Origin of the sequence: Nocardia sp. NPDC052316 (assembly GCF_044547795.1) — a bacterium.
Classification (GTDB): Bacteria; Actinomycetota; Actinomycetes; order Mycobacteriales; family Mycobacteriaceae; genus Nocardia.
Genome location: NZ_JBIUBB010000004.1, coordinates 567,377 through 580,444 on the forward strand (window position 1 = coordinate 567,377; position 13,068 = coordinate 580,444).

The following is a 13,068-nucleotide window of genomic DNA, read 5'->3' on the forward strand; positions in this document are numbered from 1 at the left end:
GTCGATGGCGGTTCAGGTATGTGCGTTTTGCCGAGATGCGGAACTGCTTGGTGGTCTGTACATTTGGTGCAGCCCGAACGCTGCAGGAGGGGTCGGGAGCAGCCAGCATGCCTTCTTGGTGAACGTGAGTGCGGAAGTACGGAACTTGTCACAGTCATTGAACGCGCCGGAAGGCGAGCGTCGGGAACCGCTGTTTCGACGTCTGCGCATACCCCTGCTAGCGCTGTTGACCTGCGCCGCCGTCACCTCGGTCGTCGTGGTGGTCGCGGTGTACTACGCACCGACCGACTTCCGCATCCCGTTGACCATCGGCGCCGTCGCAGCGGCTATCGCGTTGTGCGCCACGGTAACCGCCGCCGTGCATTATCGCGGTGCGGCGATCCGCGCCCGCCAGGCCGCGGCGGCGGTCACCGCCGAGGCGTCGGCCAGGATGGCGGCCGCGAGCGAGGCCACCAACCTGCACGCGTGGGAAGCGAAGAACAGCGACAGCCGCCGCTCCGCCGCGATGGCCGCGTTCGCCGGTGCGGCGGGCCGCATGCAGGCGATGACCACCAGCATGCTCGCCGAGCTGCGCGAGATGGAGCATCGGCACGCCGACCCGAAGGTGCTCGCCGACCTGCTGCACCTGGACCACCGCACCGCGCAGGCGGGTCGCCTCGCCGACAGTATCGCCGTGCTCAGCGGCGCCCGCTCCGGCCGCCGCTGGGCCAAACCCATTGCCATGGAGTCGATCCTGCGCGGCGCGATGGGGCGGGTCGCGGGCTACCAGCGGGTTCGGCTGCGGGCCATCGCCGAAATCGCCATCGCCGGGCACGCGGCCGAAGGCGTGATGCACACGCTGGCCGAGCTGCTCGACAACGCGTGTAATTTCTCCCCGCCGACCACCGAGGTGCACGTCTACGCCGCCGAGGTGCCCGCGGGCGTGGTGCTCACCATCGAGGACAGCGGACTGGTGATGAGCGAGTCGGCGCTGCGCCGCGCCGAGCAGACCGTGTCGAACGGGCCGGACGGACGCGGCCAGCGTGCGTCGGACCTTTCGTCGTTGAGCGGCACGCGGTTGGGTCTCGCCGTCGTCGGGCACCTCGCGCGCAAGCATGGACTCACCGTGTCCTTCCGGCCCTCTGCCATCGGCGGTACGGCAGTCGTCGTGGTGGTGCCGCGGGATCTCACAGCACGCATAGACCGCTCGCAACCATCGGCGCTCGGCACCATCCCCGCGATACCGACCGCGACATTGCCCAGCGCGAAGTCGCAGCTCAGCGCGCTGTCGCAACCGAAACCGGCGTCGGCCGCGCGAGTCGCGGCGTTGCCGGACCTCGCCGCTGTGCATCCTGCCGGCACGAACCTGGCCGCTGCTGCGAATACTGCGGCGGCCGCGAGCGTTGCGGCTGGCGCGAGCCCCGCGGGTAGCGAAGACTCGCTGACTGGTGCGAACTCTGCTGGTGGCGCGCGTCTTGCGGATGCCGCAGACATTGCGGGCGGCACTAGCGCTGCGGATACCGGAAGCTTCGTGACTGGCGTGAACTCCGAGGTCGGCGCGAGCACTATTGGCGCCGGAAACTCTTCGACTGACGCGAACTTTGCTGCTGGCGCGCGTCTTACGGATGCCGCGGACATTGTGGACGGCGCGAGCGCTCCGGGGGCCGGAAACCCATCGGCTGACGCGAACTTTGCGACTGGTGTGAGTCCTACGGATGCCGCGAACTTCACGGGCGGCACAAGCCCTGCGGGTGCCGGGAACTTCGCGATTGGCGGGAACTCCGCGGTCGGCGCGAGCGATGCGGGTGCCGGAAGCGTTGCGACTGGTGCGAATCCTCCGGTCGGCGCGGGCGCTGCGGGTGCCGGAGAGAGGGCGTCGGTCGGCAACCCTGCGGCTGACGTGAACTTCGCGGCCGCCGCGAACTCTGCAGCCGCCGCGAACTCCGTGGTCGGCGCGAGCCTCGCGAGTACCATGCAGTCTGCCGCCGCCGCGAATTCGGCCGCCGCCCAGAACCCCTCGGCTCCAACGAACTCCACCGCATGGAACACTTCGGCCACCCCGAATCCCGCGCCCGCTCCGGACCTCTCGCCCACCGTCGAGCACACCAGCATGGGCTTACCCAAGCGCCGCCGCGGCAGCACCCTCGCCGCCGTGCACCCTGCCGGGCTCTCGCTACCCACGCACGATGCGCCCGCCGCGGCAACCCCGCCGGTGTCGACGCCCGCGTCCTTCGGTGCGTTCCAGCGCGCGGTGTCCGGTCGGGACACCGATTCCTCCGCTGCCGCGACACCTTCCCCGTCCCCTACCGTTGCCGTGGAGAATGATCGATGACAACGTCTGTGCCGTCGCAACTCAGCTGGCTGTTGGAGCAACTGCTCGCCCGCACCCCCGGCGCCCGCCACGCGCTGCTGCTCTCCGGTGACGGTCTCAAGATCTGCCACACGCCGGAGCTGAGCATGGACAAGGCGGATCAGCTATCCGCCATCGCCGCGGGCATCCAAAGTCTTTCGCACGGTGCGTCCGTCGAGTTCGGTGACGGCAGAGGCGGTGTGCGCCAGTCGATGACGGAGTTCTACGGCGGCCTCCTGTTCATCGTCGAGGCAGGTCTCGCGGCGCACATCGCGGTCGTGGCCGGCGAGGACGCGGACGCGGGCCTGGTCGGGCACAACATGCGGGAGCTGGTCGAACAGCTGGGTCATCATCTCGCGTCCGCGCCGCGCGTCGGGGGAGCGAGCGTGTCGTGAAAAGGCCAGGCCGCGACGACGACCCCGACCGGCTCTACACACTGACCGGGGGACGCAGTAAACCGGACTCGGACAGTTTCGACCTGGTCACCCTGGTGGTCAGCGAGTGCGCGCCGACGCAGGGCATGCAGTCCGAACACGTCGCCATCCTGGACATGTGCCGCGCACCGACCGCGGTCGTCGAGATCGCCGCCGAGCTGGGCATCCCGTTCGGCATCGCCACCATCCTGCTGTCGGACCTGCTGCACGCAGGCAAGATCACCGTCCGGCATCCTGACGTCGGCCCGGCTGCGCCGTGGAATTCGGTGCCCGACTCCACCACCCTCGAGAAGGTGCTCGTTGGACTCCGCAACCTTTGACGCTCGGCCCGCCCGCGCCGACGCCCCGTTGAACAGCGCGACCCGCCAGGGGCTGAAGATCGTCATCGTCGGCGGCTTCGGTGTCGGCAAGACCACCATGGTCCGCGCGGTCAGCGAGATCCGCCCGCTCGATACCGAGGCGACGATGACCAACGCGGGCGTCGGGATCGACGACCCGACCGGCGCCCCCGGCAAGTCCACGACCACGGTCGCCTTCGACTTCGGGCGCATCACCATCGACGCCGAGAACGTGCTGTACCTGTTCGGCGCCCCGGGGCAGGAGCGGTTCTTCTTCCTCTGGGACCGGCTGTTCTCCGGTGCGCTCGGCGCGATCGTGCTGGTCGACCAGCGCCGAATCGCCGACTCGTGGTATGCCATCGACCGGTTGGAAGCTCAGCGCACCCGATTCGTGGTGGCGTGCAACAACTTCGGCGGGCCATCCCAGCTCGCCGAGGTGCGCGACGCGCTCGACCTGGATCCGCATGTGCCGCTGGTCGATTGCGACGCCAGGTCGCGCGAGTCCAGCAAGCGCGTGCTGATCAGCCTGGTCGAGCACATCTACGCCGACGCCCGAGCGGAGACCGCATCATGACCACCTCGAGTGCCGCCGCGGCGGCCACCGGCGGCTGCCCGGTCCACCCGGAGACCGGCGCCGTGCCGCTGAGCGGTCCGCGCTTCCACACCGACCCGCAGCATCTCTACCGCGAGATGCGCCGCGAGCACGGGCCCGTGGTGTCCGTCGAGCTGCCCGGTGGTATCCCGTCCTGGCTGGTCATCGGGTATCGGGAGCTGCATCAGGTCACCAGCGATCCGGAGCTGTTCCCGCGCGACGTCAGCCTGTGGAACCAGTGGCCCAACATCCCCGAGGACTGGCCGTTGCTGCCGATGGTCGGGCAGCCGCGGCCGTCGATCTACTTCACCGCGGGTGCCGAGCACCGCAGGCACGTGGCGATGGTCGAGCCCGCGCTCGAATCGGTCGATCCGTTCGAATTGCGCCGCACCTGTGAGGAAGTGGCGGACCGGCTGATCGACGGCTTCTGCGGGCGGGGCGAGGCCGATCTGGTCGCCGAGTTCGCGGTGCCGATGCCGGTGCTCGCGCTCGCCTGGGCGCTCGGTTTTCCCGATGAGGACGGCGCGCGGCTGGCGTGGAGCATGAAGGCGCTCGCCGACGGTGGTGCCGACGCGCAGGCGGCGTACGGGCGTTTCTACGAGCAGATGCAGCAGGTGCTCGCCGCCAAGAAGGCGCGGCCGGGCAACGACCTGGTGTCGCGGATGCTCGCGCACCCGGCGCAGTTCAGCGACGAGGAGTACGTGCAGGACCTGATGGCGGTCACCGCCGCAGCGCACCTGCCGACCGCCGACTGGATCGGGAACTCGGTGCGGCTCATGCTCACCGACGACCGGTTCGCCGCTGCCCTCGGCGGTGGGCGGCGCAGCGTCGGCGAGGCGATGAACGAGGTGCTGTGGGAAGACACCCCGACCCAGATCCTCGCAGGCCGGTGGGCGGCGCGCGATACGCGGTTGGCCGACAAGGTGATTCGGGCGGGCGACATGTTGCTGCTCGGACTCGCCGCCGCCAACGCCGATCCGCATGTGCGCCAGCACCTCGTCGACGGTGTCGAACCCGCGCACGCCGGTAACAGCGCGCACTTCGCGTTCAGCTACGGCGAGTACCGGTGCCCGTTCCCGGCTCAGCAACTGGCCGAGATCATCGCGCGCACCAGCATCGAGGTGCTCCTCGACCGACTGCCCGACATCGATCTCATGGTTCCCGCGCAGAACCTGGTCCGGCGCCCGTCGGCGTTCCTGCGCGGCATGACGTCTTTGCCGGTTCGTTTCACCCCAGTTCGTGCAGTCGGAGGTCCCCAGTGACACAAACATGCCCTTTTGCCATCGATCCGATGGTCGGTGACCTCGCCGGCGAGACCGCCTACCTGCGTGCCGCGGGTCCGCTCACCCGCATCGAACTGCTCGGCGTGCCCGCCTGGACCGTCACCGAACATGCGGTGGCCAGGCAGCTGCTCGTCGATCCGCGGCTGATCAAGGACATCAACGGCTGGTCGCTGTGGAACTCCGGGGTGGTGACGCGGCAGTGGCCGCTGATCGGCATGATCGACGCGGGACGTTCCATGTTCACGGTGGACGGTGCCGAGCATCGCAGGCTGCGGATCAAGACGACGCAGGCTTTGTCGCCGCGTCGACTAGCGGACATCCGTCCCGTGATCGAGCGACTGACCAGCGAGCTGCTGGACGACCTCAGCGCGTCGGGTGACTCCGTGGTCGATCTCAAAGAGGTCTTCGCCTACCCGCTGCCGATGCGCGTCATCAGCGAGCTGATGGGCGTGGACCGCGCCGACCATCCGATGCTGCTCACCTGGTACAAAGCGTTCTTCTCGCTGCTCACCCCGCAGGACGAGCGGCTGCGGGTCATCGACGAAATGGACCGGTACTACACCGATCTGGTGCGCAAGAAGACCGCCGACCCCACCGACGACCTGACCAGCGCCCTCATCCTGGCCACCGACGGTGGCGAGCCGCTGACCGAAGAGGAGGTGGTCGGCAATCTGAAGGCGCTGGTCGCCGCCGGTCACGAAACCACCGTCGGCCTCATCCTGAACGCCGTACGCGCCCTGCTCACCCGGCCCGACCAACTCGACAAGGTCCGCTCCGGCGACATCGAATGGAAGCAGGCCGTCGAGGAGACCCTGCGCTGGGACAGCCCCGTCACCCACCTGCTGATGCGCTTCGCCACCGAAGACATCACCATCGGGGACACCACGATCGAGAAGGGTGAGGGTGTGGTCATGTCCTACCGCGCCATCGGCCGCGACACCGCCGTGCACGGCGAAGACTCCGACGAGTTCGACCTCACCCGCACCACCTCCCACCGCCACCTCACCTTCGGCCACGGCCCGCACATCTGCCCCGGTGCCGCCCTCTCCCGCCTCGAAGCGGGCATCGCCCTCCCCGCCCTCTTCGACCGCTTCCCCAACCTCCGCCTCGCGGTTCCGGTCGAAGAAATCCGCAACCTTCCGGTGCTTACCCAAAACGACCTGGCAGCGTTCCCCGTCCAGCTCAGCTGACCCGCTCGCATCGCGGAAAAACCGCCCTGCCAGTAGATTTCGATCGCTGGTGTTGCGGAACGAGCGCTCCGCCAGGTGTAGCGGAACGGCTTTCCGCCAAGGGACGCCGAGTATTGGCGCGCCTCCCACTCAGTCGAGGCGCGCCGCCCTGCGGCGTAGCTCACGGTTCGCGGCATGACGAACCCGTCGCGTCCTGCCCTGTTCCGCCAGCAGGGCCAGTGCGTCGACGTCGGTGACGAGGTCGACTGCCTTGCGCTGGAACCAGTCGGTGGCCGCGATAACCTCTTCGGAAATCCAGTTGCCGCCCAGGAGAATCGACTTCAGCAGTGCCCATTCCCGCAGGCGGCGGGCGAGGAATGTGTGGTCGGCGATCAGGTCGGACATGGTGGTTACCCACTGATCGAAGTGGGTGCTGCCGAGTTGGATCAGGTGGGGCGCACGGTTGTCGAAGTGGCCGGATATGGCGGCTTCGGCCATGGCCTTGTCCGGGTCGTTCAAAATGGCGGCGACAAGGTCGGGTTCGGCGGTGTCGGCTACTGTGGCCAGATCTTGCTGGTATTGCCAGTAGCGTCGGTGTTCCGCCGTGATGGCTTCCTCTTCGGTGCCGGCCATGATGTCTACTGTGCCAAGAGTTTTCCGGCGGCGGTCTCTATTTTGGCTTCGTCGAGCAGGACGGTGTCGGCGGCGGGGCCGAGGGGGATGAAGGTGTCTTCGCTGGTGACTCTGGCGATGTGGCCGTCGAAGCCCGCGTCGATGAGGGCGGCGCAGACGGACTCGGAGACGCCGCCGCTGTGGCGGGTTTCGTCGGCGATGAGGACGCGGCCGGTGGCGCGGGCGTGTTGGAGGAGGTCGTCGACGGGGAGGGGGGCGAGCCAGCGCAGGTCGAGGACACGGGTGCGGATGCCGCGCTCGGCCAGGCGGCGGGCTACCCGCAGGCTCATGGGGACGCCGTTGGCGAAGGTGACGATGGTGAGGTCGGTGCCGTCACCGTAGACGCGGGCGCGTCCGATCTCGACGTGGTCGGTGTCGGAAGGTGTTGCGAGCCACGCATTGTCGCCGGGCTCGTGCAGGTCGCGGGTGTGGTAGAGGGCGATGGGTTCGAGGTAGATACAGACGCGGCCGTCCACTCGGGCGGCGGAGACGCAGGTGCGCAGCAGGGCGGCGGCGTCGTCGGCCCGCGCGGGGGAGGCGACGACGAGGCCGGGGATGTCGCGCAGGGCGGCGATGGAGTTGTCGTTGTGGAAGTGGCCGCCGAAACCCTTCTGGTAGGCGTAGCCGGCGATGCGGACCACCATCGGATTGTGGTAGCGCCCATGGGAGAAGAACGACAGGGTGGCGGCCTCGCCACGCAGCTGGTCGGCGGCATTGTGCACGTAGGCCAGATACTGGATCTCGGGGATCGGCACGAAACCGGCGAGCGCGGTGCCCAGGGCGGTGCCGAGAACGCTCTGCTCGTCGAGCAAGGTGTCGAAGACGCGACGCTTGCCGAACTGCTTCTGCAGACCCTTGGTCACGCCGTACACGCCACCCTTCCGGCCGACATCCTCGCCGAAGACGAGTACGTCCGGGTCGCGGGCGAGCAGGTTTGCCAGTGTGCGATTGATCGCCTGCCCCAGTGTCAACGAATCATCGCTGCCTGCACCAGGGTTGGCGCTGATGGTGGCAGGTGCGGCACGCGGTGTGCTTTCGGCCGGGGTTGTCGCGTCCAGTGAGGTGTCGGCCTGTGCTGTGCCCGCGTGCGTCGGAGTGCTTTGCCCCGCAATGGCAGGCGGTGGGACATCGGCGGGTGAGCTGTCTGCTTGCATCTCGGTTGCCGGGGTTGCCGGGGTTGCCGGGGTTGCCGGGGTTGCCGGGGTTGCCGGGGTTGCCGAGGTCGCCGAGGTCGCGGCGGGCTGGCCGGTGCGCAGGACATCGGTGCGTACCAGCGCCGGGCGCGACGGCGCGAGGGGCGCCATCACCGCGCTCGCCGAGTTCAATTTCGGTTCGCGCCAAACGATTTCGGCCGTTCGGTTGACTCGCTGCGCGATGTCGTCGTAACGCTCCAGCACTTCGGTGGGCGTTGCGACACCTGCGGCGACCAGCAGGCGGGCGGTCGCGGTCACCGGGTCGCGGAGCAGGTCGGCGGCGATGTCGGCGGGTCGGCGGTACGCGGCTTCCACATCGGAACCGGCGTGGCCCATCAGCCGGACCGTCCGCATGTGCAGGAACGCGGGCTTGCGGTGTTCGCGGACCCACGCGGCGGCCGCGATCGAAGTGGTCAGTGCGTCAACGGGATCGCAGCCGTCGGCGCCGAAGTACTCCAGTCCGGGGCGGGAGCCGTACGCCTGCTGGATCCAGTCCGCCGGAGTGGGGACGCTGATGCCGATGCCGTTGTCCTCGCACAGGAACAGAATCGGCAGCGGAACACCTTGGCGGGCAGTATGAATCGCCGCATTGATCGCGCCCGCAGCGGTCGAGTGGTTGGCCGAGGCGTCGCCGAAGCTGCACAGCACCACCGCATCCGAGGGCCACTCGCTCGACACACCCAGTCGCGCGGCACGATCGATCGCGAACGCGAGACCGACCGCGCGGGGGAGATGCGAGGCGATGGTCGAGGTTTGCGGAATGATGGCGGCCGGCTTGCTGCCGAAGACCTTGTGCCGCCCACCGGATATCGGATCCGCCGCCGCGGCGACGACCCCGAGCAGCACGTCACGGATCGGATCGAGGCCAGGCACCTGCCGGGTGCGCTGCACGAAGAACGCCCCGGACCGGTAGTGCAGCAGCGCGGGATCGGTCACCCGCAACGCCACCCCCAGCGCCGCGTTGCCCTCGTGCCCCGACGACCCGATGCTGTAGTACCCCCGCTTGCCCGCACCCAACTGCCGGGCCGCGAGATCCAACTGCCTGCTCGTCGCCTGCGCCTCGAACAACTCCAGCAGGACCGCACCGCTGATGCCGGGCGCGACGTCCGCCGTCGCACGATCCGGCGCCGGTGTCAACGCACCGACCGCCGCCCGAAACCGATCATCGAGAACCTGACCCGGGCCGGCTCCCGGGTTCGCTGCCCGCTCACTCACCGCCCCACCATATCGGCAAACCCGATGATTATGCGCGCCATATCCAGTTCGGCCGAATAAGTTCCGGCCAAACCCCCGACCGTCCGGATATGGACCCGCGTCCGCCTAGACCAGCGACCAGCATTCCGCAGGGACACGATGAACCAAGCACCTGGCGTTCGCTGCCACCATGTACCCTCAGCACCCGGCCATGGCGGCACGCATGTCCAACGGGACACGGCGGCGCGCTCACTCGACGTTTGCTGCCATCGCGTCCCACGCGGTGGCAAGACATGGCGGCGGTTGCGCCCGACGGGACATGGTGGCGTGCACGCTCGACGTTCGGCGCCGTCATGTCCCGCGCGGCGGACAAGACGTGGCGGTAGGTGTGCCGAGATAAGGAGATGTGCACGTGAGCTCCGCTGTATGGCGCGCACTGGGGACGCCCTGCTGCGCGTGGCCGGGGAGATAATCGAATGCCTTGTCGGCTTTCGGCTCGTCACGTCCCGCCATCATGGCGGCGTGCGTACTCGATGTTCTGCGCGCACATTTCCCGCTGGGCGAGCACGGCGTTGGCTGCTGCGTGCCGAACGGGGCGTAGGGGTGCCTGCTCGGCGTTCAGCTCGACGTCGTGCGGTCCGTGAAAGGGCGCTCAGTCCGGCAACTGCAGGGCTGATGCCGCGTCTTGGTCCAGTAGCCAGGTGGTGGACTCCAGTCCGACCGCGCCTGCGGCGGGGATGTCGACCGGGTCGGCGCCGGAGATGGCCTCGGCGACCGCGTCGGCTTTGGCCGCTCCGCCGACGACCAGCACTACGTGGCGGGTGCGGCGGACGGCGGGGATGGTGAGGGTGACGCGGACCGGCGGGGGTTTCGGCGAATTCGTTACGGCGACAACGAGTTCGTGTTCCTCGCCGACCGCGTCGGTGTGCGGGAAGAGGGAGTTGATGTGGCCTTCGCCGCCCATGCCGAGCAGGTGTAGGTCGAAGGAGCCGTGTTCGGCGAGGTAGGCGTGCACGGCGGCGGAGTATTCGGCGGCGGCCTCGATCGGATCGGGGTATTCGCCGTCGGAGGCGGCTACCGGGTGTACCCGGGCGGGGTCGACGGGGACGTGGTCGAGCAGCGCCTGGCGGGCCTGGAGGTCGTTGCGTTCGGCGTCGCCCGCGGGGACGAAACGTTCGTCGCCCCAGAAGAAGTCGACGTTGGACCAGTCGATGTCGCCGGGAGACTTGCGGACCAGTTCGAGCAGTCCGATGCCGGTGCCGCCGCCGGTCAGGATGACCGACGCGGTGCCGCGCGCTTCCTGTGCGGCGACGACGACCTCGACGAACTTGGCCGCCGCCGCGGCAACCAGCGAGTCGGTGTCGATGTGGACTTCTACTGTGTCGCTGGCGGATTCACTCATAGGTCACCTTCTCGATTCCGGCGAGGGCCTCGGCGTAGATCTCGTCGGCGTCCAGCCTGCGCAGTTCTTCGGCGAGGCAGTCGCGAGTCTCCCGGCGGGCCAGCGCGATTCGCTGGTCGGGGTCACCGGTGCGGGTGAGCGTCGCGGTGCGCCCGGTCTGCGGGCGCTCGATGGTGACCGACACCGACGGCCGGTGCAGCTCCACTCGCAACGCCCCGGAGCGGCGGATCACGGGGCAGCCGAGGCGGCTCGCGAGCCACCCGGCCAACGTGTCCAGTGCAGGCTCGTCGCGCAGTCCGGATACCAGCACCCTTTCCACCGGCTCGAAGGGCGGTTCGTCCAGCGCGGCGGCCAGCAAGGCGCGCCAGTAGGTGATCCGGCTCCACGCCAGATCGGTGTCGCCTGCCGCATACGAACCGAGCCGCTTCTTGATCGCGGCCTGTGGGTCGGCGGCGTACGTGGCGTCGGTGATGCGGCGAGTCGCCAAGCGGCCCACCGAATCCTTGGACGGGAACTCGGGAGCGCCGCGCGGCCACCAGGCCACCACGGGGGTGTCCGGCAGCAGGAACGGGATGACGACGCTGCTCTCGTGGTTGATCAGCTCGCCTTGCAGCCGCAGCACGATCACCTCGGCCGCGCCCGCGTCCCCGCCGACCCGGATCTGGGCGTCGAGGCGGGTCTCGGCGTCGCGATCGCCACGCGCCAAAACGACCACCCGGCAAGGATGTTCGCGACTGGCGTCGTTGGCGGCGTCGATCGCGTCCTCGGCCTCGGAGCTGTCCAGCGTGCAGACGACGAGGGTGAGCACCCGCATCATGGTGATCACGCCGTTGCTCTCGCGCAGCTGCACGATGCGCTTGGTGACCTCGCCGGTGGTGGTGTGTGGAATGTCGATGATCACGGCCGCCGCCATTCGCGCCCGGTGCGGGCGAGCATCTCGTCGGCCGAGGACGGCCCCCAGGTGCCCGCCTCGTACGGTTCGGGTTTGCCTTCGGTGGCCCAGTGCTCGAGCACCGGATCGAGGATGCCCCAGGACAATTCGACCTCCGCGTTCACCGGGAACAGCGACGGCACCCCGAGCAGCACGTCGAGGATCAGGCGTTCGTAGGCCTCGGGGGAGGACTCGGTGAACGCCTCGCCGTAGCTGAAATCCATGTTGACGTCGCGCACTTCCATGCTCGACCCTGGCACCTTCGAGCCGAACCTCGTGGTGATGCCCTCGTCCGGCTGCACCCGGATGACCAGCGCGTTCTGCCCGAGATCCTCGGTCATGGTCTGGTCGAACGGCAGGTGCGGCGCCCGCTTGAACATCACCGCGATCTCGGTGACCCTGCGGCCGAGCCGTTTTCCGGTGCGCAGATAGAACGGCACCCCGGCCCAGCGGCGGGTGTCGACCTCCAGCGTGATCGCGGCGTAGGTCTCGGTGCGCGACTCCGGGTCGAAGCCCTCCTCGTTGAGCAGGCCGACCACCTGCTCGCCGCCCTGCCAGCCGTCGGCGTACTGTCCGCGCGCGGTGGTCTCCTCCAGCGGCTCGACCAGCTTGGTGGCCGAGAGCACCTTGATCTTCTCGGCCTGTAACTGCTTGGGCTGGAAGCTGATCGGCTCTTCCATCGCGGTGAGCGCGAGCAGCTGCAGCAGATGGTTCTGGATCACATCGCGGGCCGCGCCGATGCCGTCGTAATAGCCTGCGCGACCGCCCAATCCGATGTCCTCGGCCATGGTGATCTGCACATGGTCGACGTAGTTGGCGTTCCAGATCGGGTCGTAGAGCTGGTTGGCGAAGCGCAGCGCCAGGATGTTCTGCACCGTCTCTTTGCCGAGATAGTGGTCGATCCGGAAGACCGTCTCCTCCGGGAACACCCCGTTGACCAGCGCGTTGAGCTCCTGGGCGCTCTCCAGGTCGTGGCCGAACGGCTTCTCGATCACCACCCGCCGCCACGGCTTACGGCCTGCGGCGTCGGTGCTGTCCGGTTGCGCGAGTCCGTGTTCGGAGAGCTGGTTGAGCACCACGGGGAACATGTTCGGCGGAATCGACAGGTAGAAGGCGTGATTGCCGCCGGTGCCGCGTTCGGTGTCCAGCGCGGCCAGGGTGTCGGCGAGCGTGGCGAAGGCCTTGTCGTCGTCGAAACTGCCCTGCACGAACCGGATTCCCTCGGCCAGGTGGTCCCAGACCTCCTGACGGAAGGGGGTACGGGCGTGCGCCTTCACGGCGTTGAGCACGACCTGGGCGAAGTCTTCGTCCGCGTAGTCGCGGCGGGCGAAGCCGACCAGCGCGAAGCCGGGGGGCAGCAGCCCCCGGTTCGCGAGGTCGTAGATGGCCGGCATCAACTTCTTCCGGGACAGGTCGCCGGTGACACCGAAGATCACCATGCTGCACGGGCCCGCGATGCGCGGGACCCGCTTGTCCCGCTCGTCGCGCAGCGGGTTCTGCCAGGTCGGGTTCTTGGGGCCGGCCATCGGGG

The 13,068-nt window shown here is 68.7% G+C and carries 11 protein-coding genes; 6 read left to right on the forward strand and 5 right to left on the reverse strand.

The window, feature by feature from the left end; translation table 11 throughout:
* Positions 1–226 precede the first annotated feature (226 nt).
* The 6 genes from ACIHA7_RS21025 to ACIHA7_RS21050 are packed head-to-tail and all read left to right on the forward strand — an operon-like array spanning position 227 to position 6,166.
* Positions 227–2,311: a sensor histidine kinase gene (locus ACIHA7_RS21025; protein ID WP_397291943.1), complete on the forward strand. Its 2,085-nt coding sequence runs from the start codon at positions 227–229 to the stop codon at positions 2,309–2,311.
* The gene (locus ACIHA7_RS21030) at positions 2,308–2,724 is read left to right on the forward strand and encodes a roadblock/LC7 domain-containing protein (RefSeq protein WP_397291947.1); all 417 of its coding nucleotides are present in this window, start codon (positions 2,308–2,310) and stop codon (positions 2,722–2,724) included. Before ACIHA7_RS21025 ends, ACIHA7_RS21030 begins: the two co-directional genes overlap by 4 nt.
* Positions 2,721–3,083, forward strand: a complete 363-nt coding sequence (locus ACIHA7_RS21035) for a DUF742 domain-containing protein (protein ID WP_397291950.1) — start codon at positions 2,721–2,723, stop codon at positions 3,081–3,083. Before ACIHA7_RS21030 ends, ACIHA7_RS21035 begins: the two co-directional genes overlap by 4 nt.
* Positions 3,064–3,675 carry an ATP/GTP-binding protein gene (locus ACIHA7_RS21040; RefSeq protein ID WP_107657896.1) on the forward strand — a complete coding sequence of 204 codons (612 nt, stop codon included), beginning with the start codon at positions 3,064–3,066 and terminating at the stop codon, positions 3,673–3,675. Before ACIHA7_RS21035 ends, ACIHA7_RS21040 begins: the two co-directional genes overlap by 20 nt.
* Positions 3,672–4,955: a cytochrome P450 gene (locus tag ACIHA7_RS21045; RefSeq protein WP_397291955.1), complete on the forward strand. Its 1,284-nt coding sequence runs from the start codon at positions 3,672–3,674 to the stop codon at positions 4,953–4,955. Before ACIHA7_RS21040 ends, ACIHA7_RS21045 begins: the two co-directional genes overlap by 4 nt.
* Positions 4,956–4,984: 29 nt before the next feature.
* Complete coding sequence (locus tag ACIHA7_RS21050; RefSeq protein WP_397291959.1) at positions 4,985–6,166, forward strand: cytochrome P450; 1,182 nt, start codon at positions 4,985–4,987, stop codon at positions 6,164–6,166.
* Positions 6,167–6,295: 129 nt separating this feature from the next.
* On the opposite strand, the gene ACIHA7_RS21055 is transcribed toward ACIHA7_RS21050, so the two are convergent.
* The 5 genes from ACIHA7_RS21055 to zwf all read right to left on the reverse strand — a co-directional run bounded on the left by ACIHA7_RS21055 (position 6,296) and on the right by zwf (position 13,063).
* Positions 6,296–6,778: a hypothetical protein gene (locus ACIHA7_RS21055; RefSeq protein ID WP_397291963.1), complete on the reverse strand. Its 483-nt coding sequence runs from the start codon at positions 6,776–6,778 to the stop codon at positions 6,296–6,298.
* Between the two features lie 5 nt (positions 6,779–6,783).
* Positions 6,784–9,225, reverse strand: coding sequence for a thiamine pyrophosphate-dependent enzyme (locus ACIHA7_RS21060; protein ID WP_397291967.1), 2,442 nt, complete (start codon positions 9,223–9,225; stop codon positions 6,784–6,786).
* A gap of 631 nt (positions 9,226–9,856) precedes the next feature.
* The gene (gene pgl, locus ACIHA7_RS21065; RefSeq protein WP_397291970.1) at positions 9,857–10,606 is read right to left on the reverse strand and encodes a 6-phosphogluconolactonase; all 750 of its coding nucleotides are present in this window, start codon (positions 10,604–10,606) and stop codon (positions 9,857–9,859) included.
* On the reverse strand, positions 10,599–11,507 hold the full coding sequence (opcA, locus tag ACIHA7_RS21070) for a glucose-6-phosphate dehydrogenase assembly protein OpcA (RefSeq protein ID WP_397291974.1): 909 nt from the start codon (positions 11,505–11,507) through the stop codon (positions 10,599–10,601). The genes pgl and opcA overlap by 8 nt, the downstream gene beginning before the upstream one ends.
* A complete protein-coding gene (zwf, locus tag ACIHA7_RS21075; protein ID WP_397291978.1) occupies positions 11,504–13,063 on the reverse strand; it encodes a glucose-6-phosphate dehydrogenase in 1,560 nt (519 codons plus the stop codon). Before zwf ends, opcA begins: the two co-directional genes overlap by 4 nt.
* Positions 13,064–13,068: the final 5 nt, after the last annotated feature.